Origin of the sequence: Streptomyces sp. WM6386, from assembly GCF_000972385.1 — a bacterium.
Classification (GTDB): Bacteria; Actinomycetota; Actinomycetes; order Streptomycetales; family Streptomycetaceae; genus Streptomyces.
Genome location: NZ_JXTE01000529.1, coordinates 1 through 421, shown reverse-complemented (window position 1 = coordinate 421; position 421 = coordinate 1). Strand labels below are relative to the sequence as shown.

The 421-nt window shown below is 71.7% G+C and carries 1 pseudogene; it reads right to left on the bottom strand.

Annotated elements, in window-relative coordinates:
* Positions 1–421, bottom strand: a pseudogene (locus TN53_RS42560) (serine protease); the annotation flags it as partial.

The following is a 421-nucleotide window of genomic DNA, read 5'->3' as shown; positions in this document are numbered from 1 at the left end:
TGCCCGGATCGAGTGCGAGCCGCACGGACGTGGCGGGGGGGTTGTCGATGGTGACCTGGGCGTCGAACTCGACGACACACTGCTGGGCGGTCGCCGCGTCGGGCAGCACATGGTGATTGGTCAGCAGCAGGCGCGGCGAGACCAGGAAGCCCGTGCCGAGAGGCAGCTCACGGCCGTTCTCCCGGATCGAGATCCTCGCCACGGTGCGGGCCGCGCGGGCACCGCGTGGCAGAAAGCTCCAGGCCTGCAGCTCCTTGGAGAGACCCAGGATGCGTTCGTTCGCGGCGGCCACGTCCAGCGCATCCTCGCGGATGCTCTCCACCGCCGCGGCGGCGGGCACTCCTTGCCGGTCGAGCAGCCGTGCCGCGCGAGCGGCAATGGCCGCCTGCGAGTCCGGAAACCGCACCCCGGCGTCCAGCTG